Genomic DNA, 789 nt, shown 5'->3' on the forward strand with positions numbered 1-789 from the left:
TTTAGTGGATTAGTACCTGGATGAAGTACTTCATCAGCTGATGGCCATGTTAAGCTTTCCGCAATAAAACAGTATCCGTACTCTGTAACTCTCAAAGCTGTGGAACCCTCGGGATGAGGCCTTCAACAGCTGAATCTTGCTGTTCAACCCCTCGCTCACAGCGTTGGTTGTCCGGTGCTTGAAATAGTTCAGGATGTTCTCGAGGTGCCGCTGCATCATCTCCTTTACCGTGATCAATTGATTCAACCCTGAGCGGTCTACCGCTTCGCTCCAGTAGTTGAAAAAGTAGATGGCGCTGTCACGGTTGGTCAGTGACCAGAAGGCTCGGAACATGTTCTTTAGCGACCAGGCTCTGCCGGTTTTGAGTTCACAGGCCAGCAGTTCGTCAAGACTTGTCCGCTGGATTGGGGTCATATTCTCCGGGTTCCGGAGCCACGTATATTTGGAACCGACCAGCGTCTTATCGTCAATAGCTTTGAGTGTGCGGGATTCCTGCCGGCGGATCTTGTCAACAGCTTCATTGAGGTACGAGCTGATGTGGTACCGGTCATGAACGATATCTGCCTTGGGTAGTATCTGCTGGACCGCGGTTGCAAAGGGCTGCCACATATCCATAGCAACTGACTGCACATTGTCCCTCTGTGTTGCGGCAAGGCTTGTCAGGAGTACCTTTGTGGCCTTATTGGTTCTGGTTTCAACCACCTCAAGCACGCGGGCACCGTCGAGGTCGTTGAGGGTGGTGACATACCTCTGGCCGGCCCTGAAGCTCTTTTCATCGATGCCGAGGTG

1 protein-coding gene is annotated in these 789 nt (G+C 52.1%); it reads right to left on the bottom strand.

Annotated elements, in window-relative coordinates:
* Nucleotides 1-33 precede the first annotated feature (33 nt).
* Nucleotides 34-789: ISL3 family transposase (locus EKD02_RS09900; RefSeq protein ID WP_126385331.1), on the bottom strand; the 756-nt coding region annotated here is incomplete at its 5' end.

This window comes from Chlorobium phaeovibrioides (assembly GCF_003968655.1).
GTDB lineage: Bacteria > Bacteroidota > Chlorobiia > Chlorobiales > Chlorobiaceae > Chlorobium > Chlorobium phaeovibrioides.